Source organism: Desulfobacter postgatei 2ac9, from assembly GCF_000233695.2.
Taxonomy (GTDB): domain Bacteria; phylum Desulfobacterota; class Desulfobacteria; order Desulfobacterales; family Desulfobacteraceae; genus Desulfobacter; species Desulfobacter postgatei.
This window is the reverse complement of sequence record NZ_CM001488.1, coordinates 3,921,143-3,935,970: the sequence shown is the minus strand read 5'-3', so window position 1 is coordinate 3,935,970 and position 14,828 is coordinate 3,921,143. Positions and strand designations below refer to the sequence as shown.

General features: G+C 46.2%; 17 protein-coding genes. 12 read left to right on the top strand and 5 right to left on the bottom strand.

Features of this window, described 5'->3' with window-relative positions; all coding sequences use genetic code 11:
- Positions 1-351 precede the first annotated feature (351 nt).
- The 5 genes from DESPODRAFT_RS21385 to DESPODRAFT_RS18180 all read left to right on the top strand — a co-directional run bounded on the left by DESPODRAFT_RS21385 (position 352) and on the right by DESPODRAFT_RS18180 (position 3,306).
- Entirely contained in the window at positions 352-762 is a 411-nt protein-coding gene (locus tag DESPODRAFT_RS21385; RefSeq protein ID WP_337833566.1) for a hypothetical protein, read from the top strand.
- Complete coding sequence (locus DESPODRAFT_RS21380; RefSeq protein ID WP_245531965.1) at positions 659-1,081, top strand: transposase; 423 nt, start codon at positions 659-661, stop codon at positions 1,079-1,081. The genes DESPODRAFT_RS21385 and DESPODRAFT_RS21380 overlap by 104 nt, the downstream gene beginning before the upstream one ends.
- 324 nt (positions 1,082-1,405) lie before the next feature.
- A complete protein-coding gene (locus DESPODRAFT_RS18190) occupies positions 1,406-1,687 on the top strand; it encodes an MDR/zinc-dependent alcohol dehydrogenase-like family protein (RefSeq protein ID WP_040016095.1) in 282 nt (93 codons plus the stop codon).
- A gap of 134 nt (positions 1,688-1,821) precedes the next feature.
- Positions 1,822-2,787, top strand: a complete 966-nt coding sequence (locus DESPODRAFT_RS18185; protein ID WP_004075688.1) for a hypothetical protein — start codon at positions 1,822-1,824, stop codon at positions 2,785-2,787.
- A 30-nt stretch (positions 2,788-2,817) separates the two neighbouring features.
- Positions 2,818-3,306, top strand: a complete 489-nt coding sequence (locus DESPODRAFT_RS18180) for a universal stress protein (protein WP_004075687.1) — start codon at positions 2,818-2,820, stop codon at positions 3,304-3,306.
- A 155-nt stretch (positions 3,307-3,461) separates the two neighbouring features.
- On the opposite strand, the gene prxU is transcribed toward DESPODRAFT_RS18180, so the two are convergent.
- The gene (gene prxU, locus DESPODRAFT_RS21375) at positions 3,462-4,172 is read right to left on the bottom strand and encodes a thioredoxin-dependent peroxiredoxin (protein ID WP_004075685.1); all 711 of its coding nucleotides are present in this window, start codon (positions 4,170-4,172) and stop codon (positions 3,462-3,464) included.
- Between the two features lie 109 nt (positions 4,173-4,281).
- Positions 4,282-5,418 carry a TsoY family (seleno)protein gene (locus DESPODRAFT_RS22010; RefSeq protein WP_443112190.1) on the bottom strand — a complete coding sequence of 379 codons (1,137 nt, stop codon included), beginning with the start codon at positions 5,416-5,418 and terminating at the stop codon, positions 4,282-4,284.
- Between the two features lie 490 nt (positions 5,419-5,908).
- On the opposite strand from DESPODRAFT_RS22010, the gene DESPODRAFT_RS18160 reads away from it, so the two are divergent.
- Positions 5,909-6,415 carry a SixA phosphatase family protein gene (locus DESPODRAFT_RS18160; RefSeq protein ID WP_004075681.1) on the top strand — a complete coding sequence of 169 codons (507 nt, stop codon included), beginning with the start codon at positions 5,909-5,911 and terminating at the stop codon, positions 6,413-6,415.
- 92 nt (positions 6,416-6,507) lie between these two features.
- Here DESPODRAFT_RS18160 and DESPODRAFT_RS18155 read toward each other — a convergent pair whose 3' ends face one another.
- Complete coding sequence (locus DESPODRAFT_RS18155) at positions 6,508-6,774, bottom strand: hypothetical protein (protein WP_004075679.1); 267 nt, start codon at positions 6,772-6,774, stop codon at positions 6,508-6,510.
- A 279-nt stretch (positions 6,775-7,053) separates the two neighbouring features.
- Between DESPODRAFT_RS18155 and mtgA the strand changes: the two genes are divergently transcribed.
- The gene (gene mtgA, locus DESPODRAFT_RS18150; RefSeq protein WP_004075676.1) at positions 7,054-7,731 is read left to right on the top strand and encodes a monofunctional biosynthetic peptidoglycan transglycosylase; all 678 of its coding nucleotides are present in this window, start codon (positions 7,054-7,056) and stop codon (positions 7,729-7,731) included.
- A gap of 3 nt (positions 7,732-7,734) precedes the next feature.
- On the opposite strand, the gene DESPODRAFT_RS22005 is transcribed toward mtgA, so the two are convergent.
- Both DESPODRAFT_RS22005 and DESPODRAFT_RS18140 read right to left on the bottom strand, forming a co-directional pair.
- Positions 7,735-8,838, bottom strand: coding sequence for a peptidylprolyl isomerase (locus DESPODRAFT_RS22005; RefSeq protein ID WP_004075675.1), 1,104 nt, complete (start codon positions 8,836-8,838; stop codon positions 7,735-7,737).
- Between the two features lie 238 nt (positions 8,839-9,076).
- Complete coding sequence (locus DESPODRAFT_RS18140) at positions 9,077-9,814, bottom strand: ATP-binding protein (RefSeq protein WP_004075673.1); 738 nt, start codon at positions 9,812-9,814, stop codon at positions 9,077-9,079.
- A 241-nt stretch (positions 9,815-10,055) separates the two neighbouring features.
- On the opposite strand from DESPODRAFT_RS18140, the gene DESPODRAFT_RS18135 reads away from it, so the two are divergent.
- The 5 genes from DESPODRAFT_RS18135 (at position 10,056) to DESPODRAFT_RS18925 (ending at position 14,828) form a co-directional block, all read left to right on the top strand.
- Positions 10,056-10,697, top strand: coding sequence for a Crp/Fnr family transcriptional regulator (locus DESPODRAFT_RS18135; RefSeq protein WP_157488537.1), 642 nt, complete (start codon positions 10,056-10,058; stop codon positions 10,695-10,697).
- Between the two features lie 445 nt (positions 10,698-11,142).
- Positions 11,143-11,409: a hypothetical protein gene (locus tag DESPODRAFT_RS18130; protein WP_004075668.1), complete on the top strand. Its 267-nt coding sequence runs from the start codon at positions 11,143-11,145 to the stop codon at positions 11,407-11,409.
- 426 nt (positions 11,410-11,835) lie between these two features.
- The gene (locus DESPODRAFT_RS20195; RefSeq protein ID WP_157488536.1) at positions 11,836-12,333 is read left to right on the top strand and encodes a hypothetical protein; all 498 of its coding nucleotides are present in this window, start codon (positions 11,836-11,838) and stop codon (positions 12,331-12,333) included.
- A gap of 18 nt (positions 12,334-12,351) precedes the next feature.
- Complete coding sequence (locus DESPODRAFT_RS18120) at positions 12,352-12,717, top strand: hypothetical protein (protein WP_004075664.1); 366 nt, start codon at positions 12,352-12,354, stop codon at positions 12,715-12,717.
- Between the two features lie 2 nt (positions 12,718-12,719).
- Complete coding sequence (locus DESPODRAFT_RS18925) at positions 12,720-14,828, top strand: phage tail sheath C-terminal domain-containing protein (RefSeq protein ID WP_004075662.1); 2,109 nt, start codon at positions 12,720-12,722, stop codon at positions 14,826-14,828.

Below are 14,828 nucleotides of genomic sequence, written 5' to 3'. Positions count from 1 at the left end.
AGGCAACTGACGGTGATATAAGCTGGGATCAGAACCGGATGCGGCCAAGGCGTAAACCTACCTGAATTCAGGCGATTATCTATGGAACAGCGGCATGTTCATGTTCCGGGCACAAAAATATATTGAAGCGCTTGAACGATTTCAACCGGATATAATTAAAATCTAGCAAAGCGGCCATTGAAAATGGCTCACAGGACATGAATTTTTTTGCTAATGGAAGCAACAATGTTTACCGGCTTGGATTTATGACTTCATAAAACCTTATGCCGATGATATCAAGGTCGCTCATCCTGAAATGCTCAAAGCGATTACAGCAGCTAAAAGAAAAACGATCTATCTGATGCCCAGAAAATATGTGACCTTCTCAGAGTTGATCTGTTACCGGAATGTTATATGGCTCCGAGCGAGTTGCGAGAATTAAGAAGAATTTTAAGATACAGAAACCACATAGTCAGAACAGCAACCCAAACTAAAAATAAATTCTCTGGACTTTTAATGGAGGTCTGTGCTGAATACAACAAAAAAAAGCTACATGGCAAACGCTATTTCTGGGAATTAATGGACACCATTGAGCATGTCTCATCATCCGTCTCAGAAATGTTAAAACTTAGCAGGTCAAATCTGGAGATTTTTACTAATATTCAAAAAGCTCGTACGGGTGCTAAAAGAAAACCCGCTGATCCGAGAACGGGTAACCCGGCTGCAAACAATTGGTGGGGTTGGAGAGGTGACGGCTTTAACCTGGGTGTTGGAAGTCGGTGAGGTAGAGCGATTTGGAGCAGTACGTCAGGCAGTTAGTTATTGTGGCCTTTGCGCGGCTCAAAAAGAATCTGCCGGCAAAGAAAGTCGTGGTCCGATATCCAAAAAACGAAATAAACATTTGCAAACTGTTCTGGTTGAGGCGGCAAAACTTGCACCACATTGGAATCCTCAATTGGCTGAAATTCATGAAAGGGAATTGAGAAAGGGAAACAAGAATAGAGCGACCCTGGCCGTAGCAAGAAAACTTGTAGCCTATATGCTGGCTGTTGAAAAATCCAAAAAGGATTTTGAGGTGACAGCTCCATATCAGGCTGCCTGATACGGTCGCATTGATAAATTAATAGCATTGCATTTACAATAGATCTTCCCGCTGGTCCTTGCTTTCTGGGGACTATGTGATCGGCAACCGCCGTGATACATCATTTATAGTGTTTCAAGGTCAGCGGGTTTACCCAAACTTAATCTTCTGTGATGGTTCCTTTACAAAAGGACCTGATACAGCAAATAGATGTCTGGTCAAAAGATCTTTATCTTTTTGGCACTTAAATGAAATAGATTAAAAAGATCAGGAGTTAATGCAATGGGCCATTTAACGCTTTTGGAGAATGTCTTTAAAAAGTGAAGGGAAATCTACATTTTCCCCTTGACAAAACTTATCATAGATGTCCCCGGATTATCGGATTATCAGGATTATCAGGAGGATTACCTTTTAAAACTGGATTATCCAGCTCATCTTTGGATGGAAAAAGAGATCAAGAGTGTTGCCAATATCTGCCGTAAGGATGTAGTAGAATTTTTAACCCTGGCTGACCGGTTTGGCATCCGGCCGGAGGTTGAGGAATTCTCACTTGAAGAGGCTAACCAGGCCTTGGCAGCACTGAAAAAAGGAACCATCAGGGGAGCAAAGGTTCTTAAAATAGGCTGAACCTGGGAGTTGAAATAAATTAGCCTTGCTATTTTACTTTTAACTCTGTTGTGGTACCCTTTTGATAAGTTTATAAGCGGTGTTATGTTGCTTGATCTGGATCATTGAGTTCATATATAATATCAGGAGTGTCTATGAGTAGTGAGGTTAAAAAACTTATCCATAAGTATATGCCTGATTCCCCAATGTCCCGTTTTGGGAAAATTTTCACTGATTCGACTGAATTTATGAGTATTGATTACAGTGATGTCATGAAACTTGGAAATGAGCATTTTCTTGTACTTAAAAATGAGCAGGAGCGCCGATTTGGCTTGGTTGACCCGAAATATTGGGTAAAGCGCGTTAAGCATCTTGAATCCGGTCAGTCTCAAATTTTAAAATTAGCCTTTTATGAAACATTTCCAATGCATATTGGGCCGTTCGAAATTAAGTGTTATAGAAGTCCTCGTAAAGAAGCTAGAATCTTAGATCTTGTTAAAGGGGATATGCGTTTCATGCAGGGATATTCTAAGGATGACACAGCAGGAAATAATGTCAGGGTCTTGGATATCATTCGCGGAAAGCGGCTTGACGTTGTGGTGGACGATATCCCGGTGGATCATAAAACTTATTTTCATGAATATTTTCCTGATATACTTGAGAAGTTTATCAATGCGTGCGAAGCAATCAGTTTTTTGCACAGCCACGATGAAAAACATGGCGATATCCGGCGTGATCACTTGTGGGTTGAAAGTGGCACCGGCGCATATCGGTGGATCGACTTTGATTATGCGTTTGAGCTTTACGAAAATCCCTTTGCTCTGGATATTTTCGGATTAAAAAGCATTCTTGTGTATCTTGTCGGTAAAGCAAATCTTACTATGCAGACTTTGCTGGAACTCAGAACGGAAAATTCTATTCTCAATACACTGAATGCAGGTGATTACTCTGTAGTTATAGGCAACCGTGTCGTTAATGTGAAGAAAATATATAATTATATTCCAAACTCATTAAATAATATCTTGATGCATTTATCGTCTTCAAGTTCGGTTTTCTATGAGTCGGTAGATGAAATACTGGTTGATATGAATAAAAGTTTAAAAGAGATTCGGTCTTTATAATGTCTAATTAAACAGGGGGGGGGTGAAATTATGACACTTAATAAGATTCTCGTGGCATTTGATGGATCTGAAAATTCTTTCAAAGCGGTTGAATATGTGGGTGATATAGTGAAGCATTACCCCATATCCCGAGTTTTAATCCTTTATGTCGAAAGGCTGCCGGATAAGGATCTTTACCCTGATGATGAAATTTGGGTCAGTCAGTGTAGAAAAAACGAAGTCGAAATGACTGAAAAGCTGTCATTGGCAAAGCAAAGCCTCATAAAACAAGGTGCTTGTGCTGATGTTGTAACTGAACAATATTTTGCTAGTTGCAAATCTCCATTTCATGATACAGATATATGTACTACCGGACGCAGTATCGGTATGGATATTTTGAGGATCAGGGAAGAAGGGAATTACGATACAGTTGTAATCGGTAGGCGCGGAGTGAGCAAAGCTGAAGAGTTTTTGTTTGGCTCGGTTTCGACAAAGGTCGTTCAATCGGCTGTTGATTGTACCGTGTGGGTTGTAAACTGATTTTTTACGTTAAACGAAACGGGTCGTTAAGCCGCACGGGCTGGTATTAATTATGGAGCATGGCGGGTTATAATAGACAATATGAAGGGGGCAATACTAAAACTTACCAGCTTCAGCATGCCCCCTGATAAACACTTATTATCGCTTTAATCGTTTCAATCAAATGCCATTTGTGTTTTCCACTCTTTCCATACATTACCTACCAAGCCGGGTCCCGGCTTAAGCGTTACTTTTCCCGGTCTCCAGCCGGACGGCGTGGCCTCGGCTCCCTTGGTTTCCCTGACAAGCTGGAAGGCCTGTATCTGCCGGATTGTTTCAGATACATTACGTCCCACAGGCGGTGATAGCATTTCAAATGCCTGGACAACGCCGTCGGGATCTATGAGAAAACGGCCCCGGATATCCACACCCGCATTCTCATCATATACACCATATATCTGCCCAATCTTTCCGCCGCCATCAGACAACATGGGAAATGGTATTTTTCCTGCTCCCACCATTTTTGACAGCTCTGCCGCTTCCCACATTTTATGAACAAAAATGGAGTCCGTACTCATGGACAGCACCTGTACGCCCAGTTTTTCAAATTCTTCATTTTTCTCAGCGACCGCCGAGATTTCGGTGGCTCAGACAAATGTAAAATCGCCGGGATAAAAACAAAGATCAACCCACTTGCCAAGATAGTCAGACAATTTAATAGAGGTAAAATCACCCTTATAATATGCCGGCGCCTGAAAATCAGGCGCTTTTTGTCCTACACGAATCATATTAACAACTCCTTTTTTAGTTTCTTTTATTTCTTGTTTACTTTTTTCTTCCTGTTCAATCAAACCAGCGTGTGGTCTCTCACATCCAACCGAAGCCATTCCTCCTCCTTTTTTTATGGGTTATAACAATAAAAAATTGGAATTGAACCATGCAAACAGTCCGCATTTTTTATCACTCGATGATCGAGTATTAAAAACAAACTTATCGTTAAGTATACCGCAGCTGCTTGCGTGCAAGCCTGATCAATAACCAACCTGTAATGAACTGCAAAACAATCAAGACAAAAGAAATCGCCATGTAAGTATAATCAAATTTCGTTAGAATTCCGACTGCTGCGATCACTTTGTTCAAAACGAAGTGACCCATAACAACAAAAGCGACACCGGGACAAATCAGCGCAAGAGTTACAGGTGTGTCCTCCTCATGATTGAGTAGTGCCTTAAAATACTTCATCCGTTTCATGACAGACCATCCCAGAAGAAAGAATACGATCTGGATGGAAAAAATGATTGCAAGCAAAATATAATCTGGGGCACCATGGCCGAGTTCCAGGGAATGAAGACCATGGCTTAACCGCATTGCGGCGATGCCTGCTGTCGTCAATATCGGTATCACCACCCAAAGCGTCGGCAGGGATGACCGGGACACCCCTTGTTTGATCATGTCATTCATGCCGATAATCAATTTGATCAGCCCTATGAATAACGCCCCTGTTGTAAAAAAAATTGATAACAAATAACTAATTCCGATAACAACGGTATTTTGGCTCATTGCAGCCGGGGCAGCCAGCCCGACACCAACCATGGAAAAGGCAAAACTGGGTAACATTTGGCTAAGTGAATTGTTGGCTGTGTGATCAAAACTGCCGCTCTGCAGGACAAGACTAAAAAAATCCAGATAAATTCGACTGGCCCACACACCGATGATCGTAAACACAAATATCGAGATGGGAAAGAGCCACTCAACGACATTCCATAACCCCGGGATAAAAATGGCTGAAAGAATAAAACAGATATTGAGACTCATGGCATAAGTTAACGGCATTGCCATAAGTTGTGTATGGGCATTGGTTCCGATAATTTTTTTTACCCCTCCGTTTGCCTTAAAAATTCGGTATTGAGTAAAATTTAAAAACAGCCATTTGAAATGTAACCAGGCGAAAAAAAGAATGCCGGCAAGCCCTAAAAGCATCATAGCTTGTTTCCCTGTACTTGCGGTTTGTATATGGGAAAACCAGTCCGCATAAACGGGAATCGGTCTCCCAGGATGGGGGACCCAGAACAAAAAATACATAAAAAAAGTAACCACCATTCCCCCTGCACCCAAAGAGGCTAAAAAGTGCAATGCCGACCAATTGTTAATTTGTTTCAAATCCCCTCCCCCCCCTTATTTTTATTTCGTGTTAACAATATTCCACCTCATTTGCTCATTAGTTTTTATAAGAAAGTTATGAGTAGTGAGATTTAAAACAAGCTGTTTTCTCAATACTCACATCTTTCATTGTTTGTTGTATCCGTCAGGACATGGTCGTTATAGTGAAGCCAGCTTTGCCATATGGCTCATATGCTAACTAAAAATGGCGTAAAATACAAACATAATTCCCTGGATAATAAAAAGTCAACCGTCCACTTCAATAAATTGCACACTGGTTTCCAACCCATTGAACAGACTTCATATTCACGGATCACTTTAACCTTTTCATCATATTTTAGTGTCTGAACGAAATCTGAACGAAAACTTAAAATTTTGTAAAAATGAGTGTCAGCAGGACTTGCGTATCCATGTAATCATATCGTATTATTTTGCAGCATATTTTTTATGGACTGGAGTACTTATGTCAACGATGAAAACTCTTCACCTCATCCGTCATGCCAAATCGAGCTGGAAGGAGACAAGCCTTGCAGATATTGACAGACCCCTGGCCCCAAGGGGCATCCGGGCATGCGCTGTCATGGCGCCTGAAATTGCAAAAGCAGGCTGTGATTTTTCCAATGTTTTCACAAGCCCTGCAGCCCGGGCCAGGGAAACCATTGAAAGAATTGCCGGCAGTCTTAAAAAGATCTCTTTTACCTGGACCGTGGCAGAAAAACTATACACCTTCAACGCCCACGACCTTTTGGAATTCTGCCGGGACGATCTGCCTGCAAACATTGAGCAGGCCGTTATTGTGGGCCATAATCCGGCATTTCATGACTTCTGCAACCGGGTGGGAGACACAACCATAGAAAAGCTGCCTACCTGCGCCTATGTCCGGCTGGAACTGGACGCAGATTCATGGACAGATATCGGCCTGCGCAGGATGCAGCTCACCGCGTTTTTAACCCCAAAAATGTTTCGGTAATGGAGATCGCCCACGATAGTGACCGGGATAGAATCCGGCACAGAGTCATATTTATAGCGTCAAGGCCTGGGATCAAATTTTCCCTGGGGATTTCACCTAAAAAAAACAAGGCGGGAACTTAAGTTGACAGGCGTTTTAGTCAGGGTCAGCGCCATGTGACGAGCGGCTTTTTCCTTTGTCACCAGAGACCCGATCTCCGCAAGTCCGTCAACAGACACCGAAGAAAAAACTTCCGGATGGGCCACAAGTTTCGGATGTTTTACGGCAAGACCTTCAATGGTCCGTTTTGACAAACCAGGCTCGGCTGTCAGATAACGGTCTGTAAACGTCGTATTGTCCACCAGCAGGGTAAGGTCCATTATTTTAACTTACACTCCCCGGCGGCTCGTCCGGCCGCAGCAAAATCCAGGTCTGGCAAATTAATATTGATATTGATATATTCTTCACACGGGGTTTGGATGATACCGCCATATATCAGTATAACTTTAAAATCGGGGTTGTACATGCAGTTTTCTGCGTAAAAATAAAGATACCCTTAGATTTGTGGTTTGGCAATATTCTTAAAAATCGAAATTTAAAAAAGCAATGGCCTGGACCCACCCCAAGAAAAAATGAATAAAAATCTAAAAAAAAGAGTTATGAGCTGGACAAAAAAAACCGTTGCCGGATTGGTTATTGCCGTCGTAGCAACCACATTTCTCCAGGTTGTCGCCTTCAGATTTTTCAATCCGCCCTTCACGGTCAACATGGTTTATGAAAAGGCCATTGCAGCCTATAAAAAGATGCCTTTCAAGGCCAGGGCCTATGAATGGAAGGATATCGCTCAGATATCCGTATATCTACAACAGGCCGTGCTGGCCTCCGAAGACCAGCGTTTCATGGAGCACCATGGATTTGATTTCAGGGAAATAAAAAATGCCGTGGAGGAGATCATTAACCACAAAGGATTTCGGGGGGCATCCACCATCAGCATGCAGGCAGCCCGCTCCCTTTTTCTTCCCTCAAGCCGCACCTTCGCCAGAAAACTTGCCGAAGCCTGGTACACGGTCATGATTGAACTGGTCTGGGATAAAAAAAGAATTCTGGAGATCTATCTTAATACCGTAGACTGGGGAAGGGCCAATGTGGGTGCCCAGGCGGCAGCCCAAGCCTATTTCTCCTGCGATGCCAAAGATTTGACAGCTAAACAGGCAGCCCTTTTGGCTGCCATCCTGCCAAGTCCCCACAAACGGTCTGCAGTCACCCCCGACCCCTATGTCCTGCAACGCCAATCCCGCATCTTAAAACAAATGAAGAACATGCCGGTACTCAATTAATATCTATTGGAAGTCTACCAGCTCTACATCGAATATCAGGGTGGACTTGGGCGGAATCGCACCAGGATACCCGCGCTCACCATATGCCAGGGGATACGGAATCAACAGCTGCCGGGCCTCGCCTTTTTTCATGCCTTCAATCCCGATATCCCAGCCTTTGATCACCTGCCCCTGACCCAGAACGAATTCAATGGGGTTGCCCCGGTCCCGGGAGGAATCAAACTTTTTGCCGTTGGTGAACAGCCCCGTATAATGCACCTGTACTTTTGCCCCGGACATAACGGCAGGGCCGGTGCCTTCCTGTACCGGCACATACATCAGACCGGATTCGGTTTCCACGGCATCGGGATATTTTTCATGCATCTCTTTTTTAAATGCTTCCATCTCTTTAATTTTTTCCTGTTTAATTTGGACTTTCCTGTTTGCAATAATGGCATCAAAGCCATCCTGATCTGTTCTGAAAACCTTTGCCTCATCCCCTACTGCCAGGATCTCAACGGTTTTAATTTTATCCTCTTTTTCTATGGCATTGACCACCGTCATGCCCTTGATCACCTTGCCGAACACCGTGTGTTTGCCGTCCAGCCAAGGGGTGGCTTTGTGGGTAATGAAAAACTGGCTGCCATTGGTGCCCGGGCCTGCATTGGCCATGGACAAAATTCCGGGGGCGTCATGTTTTAATTCAGGACTGAACTCATCCTGGAACCGGTATCCTGGACCTCCCCGGCCCGTGCCCTGGGGGTCTCCACCCTGGATCATAAAATCCGGAATCACCCGGTGAAATGTCAGTCCATCGTAAAACTTTTCGCCCTTTTTAACATCTGTATCCATTTTTCCCAGAGCAAGCCCTGCAAAATTGGTAACAGTCAACGGGGCCTGTTTGTAAAAAAGCTCAAGAAGAATGGTTCCTTTATCCGTATCCATTTTTGCATACAGACCGTCTGCAAGGTCAGCTTTGTTTTGGGCCATGGCACCGGAAGGGATCATGGTCAAAGAAAAAAGAATCCCCCAGGCCAGGACGGATCTTAATATTTTCAAACTAAGATGACTGCAAAAACCCCAAAAAGAGATATGGCCGATCCGAGCTGTTTCATTATTATATTTCATCTGATCTATCCTGAATTTGATTTTTTATGTTGCCAGGCAACTGGAATTATTGATATTTGCAGGCCTAATTCCCGGTACCTGAATCCAATTTCGATCGGATATTAGCATGTTTTTTCTAAAATACAAATTCATTTAAAACAAACGCGGCCTGACCATACAAATACCGCGCCAAGTGACGAAGTGATCCCGCAGGTGTTAGGCGAATCTGTCATTGATTGTGCTGCATTTTCCGAGTCCCTTAATCGGGAGTTTCAGACAAGACCCGGCCTGTGGTTGCAATGGTTACCTGGTGAACAGGAATGCTTTCACGGGATTTTTCCAGGGCACGTTCAACGATCCATTTCATTTTAGCGCAGCAGGGAACTTCCATGACCATCATGGTGATCTCCCGGATATTATTCCGCATAAAAATATCCGAAAGCTTGTCAATATAAAGCTCAGTATCATCAAATTTGGGACAGCCCAACATGACAACCTTGCCTTTCAGATAATCTGAATGAAACGACGGTGCAGCAACGGGAACGCAGTCGGCTGTAATCAGCAGGCTTGCATCTTTTAAAAATGGGGCTGTGGCGGGAATCAGCCGAAGCTGTACCGGCCAGTGTCCTAGGGCTGAGGCGCCGGCGGATCCGGCAGTTGCCATACCCATTCCCGATACCGGGGAGATGGGAAACGTTGTTACCTGCTGTGATGGGCAACCCTTAAATTTGGGGGTATCGGCAGCTGATTTTTGCGCATCAAGCCTTGTGTGTACCGCTTCTTCATCATACGCATCCGCCTGACGCTCAATAAGCTTAAGCGCGCCTTTAGGACAATCCCCAAGACAGGCCCCAAGCCCGTCACAATATTTATCGGCAATGACTTTTGCCTTTCCGTCAATGATCTGAATAGCCCCTTCGGCACAGGAGGGCACGCAAATACCGCATCCATCACACTTTTCGTCGTCTATTTCTATAATTTTACGAATAACTTTCATGGATCACACCTTTCATTTTTAAAATTCAAATTGGGTTTACATCCTGGCTTGAAGTTACTATAGACAAAAAAAGGGAACCTTGATCTGGATCAAGCCTTTAATTTTTTTTACCGTCATCCGGATGCCCCAAATCAAACCATAACTGAAAAATATTTTTCGGAGGCAACGCATCGAAAATTATCTGCATATCATTCCCCTTTTTTCAGGGCTGACAGAAGACCAGTGTGCGGCCCTTGCCGATTTGGCCAGCGAATTGAGCGTGAACAAAGGAGAGATTATCTTCCAGGAAGGTGACAGAGGCAAAGGGTTTTATATCGTGGCGGAAGGCCAAATTAAAGTATTTAAAATCTCTTTTGAGGGAAAGGAGCAGATCCTGCATATATACGGTCCCGGCCATATATTTGGTGAAGTCCCGGTGTTCCAGGGAAAAAACTTTCCTGCCTCTGCCATGGCATTGGAACCGTCAACCATTCTTTTTCTGCCCAGGCAGGCATTTGTCCAACAGATTGAAAAGTCCCCTGCCCTTGCCATGAACATGCTGGCAGACCTGTCCAGGCGCTTAAGGGAATTTACGATTCAGATTGAAAATTTAAGTCTGAAAGAAGTACCTGCCAGACTGGCCGCTTATATTCTTACCCTGGTTGAAGAAGGGGCGGAACATTTACAAACAATCCCATTGGGAAAAGAAAGATCGCCGGCAGTCAACGTGTCGTTGCCTGTTTCCAAGGTTCAACTGGCAAGTCTGATCGGCACAACCCCTGAAACCATTTCCCGTGTATTAAAAAAAATGGACCTGGCCGGCTTTATCAAGGGGGATGGAAAAAATATTTTAATTTTAGATCAAGAAGGTCTGGCAGAGTTATCCCATACCGGTCGCCTTTAGAAACAGAAAATCGCCCTAAAGGAAGCTGAAATTAACCGCCTGCAGCAAGAATCTAAGACGATTCCTGAAAGAACAGACATCGCTAATCTTGAAGATTACCGCTGTTTTGAACGTATTTCAAATGAAAGTAAAAACCTTTTCGATTTTGTAACCAGCTGCGTTTGGAATGCCCGCAAACAGGTGGTTGAATGGTTGCTTCCATCTATTCCACCAAGATGTTTACTCACAGATGAGGAGATTGGGGCATTATCGACCCACCTGGTGGGTATTGGTCATCTTCCTGATGACTACCTGTTCCTGACATGTTCGCTTTTCTTAGTTCAAACATGTGGGGCATATTAGACCCGGACCACCATTTTTTTTGCAGTATATCCTTGAAACTTTAACATATTTCCTCTTGTAGAAGTTGGCATACAAGTTGCTGTTAATTTACACGAGGCTTACAATGACAAATGATGATGAAGATAAATTGGAGAAGACTATCAGGGTAATACGTCAATATATAGAAGACTTTCCGCGAGCTGCCGACAATCTTTTAGGAATTGCAAATTGGTGGTTTGAGGATGACCAATTTAGACCATCGATTAAATTGGTTGAAAAAGCGTTGGCGCACCTGATTAATGAGGGCTCAATTGTCGATAAAAAATCGGTAGGTGGTGAAGTCATATACGTGAAGGCCCCAACTCCGGCAGATGGTCCGAGGGAGCTTTGAATGGGATTTGAGCAACGGTTTCGGCGTGTCTCTGTCGCCATGATGATGGTCGATGACATAACATCCAGCATCTTGAGGCAGGTAGAGGTTACAATGGCGGACAGTCTGAGTAAACCGGTGTTTAACGGTGACGGCTTTTGTGTCTTTACAGACGTACCGGACGGAACCCACGCTCTTTCGATACAGACTCATCATCATCGACCATTTTTCCATGACATTACAATCCCGCTTTCAACGACGGATAATTTTGTCTTGGACGTACCCGGAGAGAATGAATCGTTTGTCGTCGTTCAATCCGTGGACCTTTCTACTCGCACAATCACCTTTGCGACCCGTGATTTCAGGCCCGGATTGGCAGTGGGAACCGCTGTCATCTCCAACCGCTTCCTCACGACATTGGCACAACCGCTGGAAGGGGTCGGTATCGTGTCCGCCGTTCTTACAGAAGTCGTATCGGGTGCGGAGACGCTCCAGGCCGGAGACCTTGTTCGATTTGTCGACCATCGAATAATTCGGATGCTGGCCGGACCCTATTATCCTTTTTTATCCGATATTCAACGAGTGAGCGGTACAGTGACCGATTCGGTGACAGGACTACCGCTCGCCTCTGTGGTCGTTGAGCTAAGACGCGTCAATAATCAGGTAGTTCAGAACCAGAATGTCGGTACCAGCGCTGGAAATCGAGTGCGACTATACACTGTCGGCACGGGACCCGATTTGCGGGTGATCGGCCGTCAGACCGATGTGCGGTGCGAAACCGACGTCCGCGGAAGATATCTTCTCTATTTCTTACGAAGAGAGGACCTGATCATTACGGATATCCGTGTTCGGGCCACGCTTTCCGGCTACCAGAACAGTGTCGAAACTGTCTCGTTCAGTGAACGGCAGAACGTTACGGTCAGTTTTTCAATGGTTGAAGTGTAACGAACCAGGAGGAGACCAGTGTCATATAAATTACGTAATCATACCAATCGAACTGTGGAGTTTCCACTCCCCGGGGGTGGATGGTGTCGACTGCTTCCCGGTCAACACCGGGAGCTTAACGACAAAGAGGCCGTGTCGCCACATGTCGCCAGGCTCTCAAGGCGGGCCGGCATGCAACTCTCCAAACAATCAGCGCCAGCGGTTCACAAAAAGAAAGCAATCACGGCCGAGGCAGAAGAAAACAAAGCCGCAAAGGTAGATGGAGAGAATCCCGTTGATAAAGACGCGAAGAAAATTGCCAAGGTCGAGACGAGAAAAGCCGCAAAGCAAAACGATAGCGTCAAGAAAGGCAAGGAAACATCTACCGCAAAGAAGGAGGAGTGACGATGGCCGAGTATCTTGCGCCAGGAGTCTACGTTGAGGAAGTTGCGTCCAGCGTCAAGGTGATAGAAGGGGTTGGGACATCGACCGCCGGTTTTGTCGGGGTGGCAGAGCGCGGGCCGGTCAACCAGGCGACGCTCATTACAAGTATTTCGGAATTCCATCGGGTATTCGGGAAACCTCTCGATATACGGCAGGAATATTATCTCGGGCATGCAGTGGAAGCATTTTTCAGGGAAGGCGGGACCCGCTGCTACGTGGTTCGTGTGGTACACTACGATGATATTCTGGATAACAGCACAATGACGGCAACACCGGCCACGGGGACGTTTGGTTTTGTTTCAGGCACGGCTGAGCTTACCATAGAGGCTGCCAGCGCCGGCGAGTTCGGCACCGGCATCTCCGTTGCGGTTCAAAACAGCAGCAAGTTCGGCACAACGTTGTCAACGGCGCGCGCGATGGGGACCTTCGACCGGGTGGCGGTTTCGAGCGGAGAGGGGATGACAAAAGGAACCCTTTTGTGGATGGTGCATCCGATCCTTGCGACCGTCGCCGGAATTGAGGACGCAGCACTCGGACAGTTATCATTGACCTATGGCAGCCTATATAGCGATCCAGAGGGAACGGCGGTCGCAGATGGTGAAACCATTGCAGTCGGCGCCCTAGTGGTGACACCGGATTTCAGTTATATGGGGCAGACCACAGCCGATGTCACGATTGCGGCCGACACTGATCCGATATTGACGCTGAGCAACGCGAGCGCCGGCATCACGGCGCCGTTGAACGATCTTTTCGACACACCGATTCCACAAGGCGCAACCCTCTGGATCGTCCCGGCGGATCAACAGGCGTTTGCAGTCGTTGACCGGGTTGAGACCAAGGTGGTCGGGGGCAATAAAATTGTCAACGCCGTCTTTTCGGGACCATTGACCACAGCGGTCGATTTTCCGACAAACACGAAAGTGCTCGCCAGAGACTACTCGCTGTATGTTTGCGAGGAGGGCGATCTTCTGGAAACCCACAAACATCTCTCTTCGGTTCGGGAAAACGGCGCCGACTGGGCGCCCAATCGCGTGAACGAGGGTCCGGGCGCGTCCCGCTTGATCCGCCTGTCCCAAGACGCGAGCGTTGTTCCGATTGTCAATGCCGGCTTCACCGCATTGGCTGGGAGTTATTCGGACGGTCTCTCTGATTTGTCTCGCTTCGATTATGTGGGCAGCCCGGTGAGTCGCACCGGCATTTATGCATTCGATCCTGTTAATGACGTCAATATTTTAGCGATTCCCTATCCCCGTTTCACCGCAGCGACCGACCTATCGAGCGGGGCCGCTTCTGATGACGCCCTGACGCATGTCTTCAAGGCGCTATCGAGCTATTGCGAGCAGAGAAGCTACCTCTTCTGTGTTCTGGACAGCAAACCCGGCCTCAGTGCCACCGATACCCTCACGTTCCGAAATTCGATCGGTGCCTCCAACTACGCAGCCTACTACTATCCGTGGGTGAAAACTCGACCTTCGGGTGAAACCCGTGATTTTCTGTTACCGCCCTCTGGAAACATCGTCGGCATATATGCTTTCACGGACCAGAAACGCGGTGTTCACAAGGCACCCGCGGGTATCGATGTCGGCAGGGTGAAGGCGGCAACCGGCATAGAAAAGCAGATCACCAAGGCCGAACAGGACGGGCTCAATAACAACGGCATTGACGTGATCCGTTCGTTTCCCGATACCGGGCTCAATGTGTGGGGAGCCAGAACCATGGCCAGTGATGCCGAATGGAAGTACATCAACGTCAGACGCCTGCTCAACTTCATCGAGCAGAGCATCGATCGAGGCACCCAGTGGGTGGTGTTCGAGCCCAACGACCTGGCCCTATGGAAAAAGATTGAAAGGAATATAAAAGACTTCCTTCGAACTGTCTGGCGCGACGGCGCGCTGTTCGGCCAGAAGGAAGATATGGCGTTTCGGGTTCGATGCAATCGCGAAACAAACTCGCCCGAGACCATTGAAGCGGGGCAGGTGATTACCGAGATCGCGGTGGCTCCGGTAAAACCGGCGGAGTTTGTCATTTTTCGAATCTCCCAGGCCGCGGCCGGCGCGGCGATTTCAGAGTAA